Annotated in this window: 1 protein-coding gene; it reads right to left on the reverse strand. The window is 59.5% G+C overall.

The window, feature by feature from the left end; translation table 11 throughout:
• Positions 1-119: 119 nt before the first annotated feature.
• On the reverse strand, positions 120-306 hold a 187-nt coding region (locus ADL01_RS46650), incomplete at its 5' end, for a hypothetical protein (RefSeq protein ID WP_234354800.1).

Raw genomic sequence — 306 nt, forward strand, 5'->3', positions numbered from 1 at the left:
CAGAGGATCGCCGATGACGGCGCTTGCCTACTCCCGTTCTGCTCACCGCATCCGATCTGGTTCACCGTGTAACGAGCCCCGGCGACCCGCCTTCCCGGCGCCCCCCGCCCGGCCACATATCATCCCTTCCGTTCCCCCAGGGAGCGCTCAACCATCACCTCTCCCCGCACCGGCCCGGCCGAAAAGCCCTTCGCCGAGGCCTGGTTTTGATATTTGTAACATTCTTTTTTTCGGAGGGGAGTTGTGGATCGGCTTTTATCGGCGTGCTGATTACGATCAGAGGATTTTGGTGTGTAACCGAAACTA

The organism is Streptomyces sp. NRRL WC-3618 (assembly GCF_001280005.1).
Classification (GTDB): Bacteria; Actinomycetota; Actinomycetes; order Streptomycetales; family Streptomycetaceae; genus Streptomyces.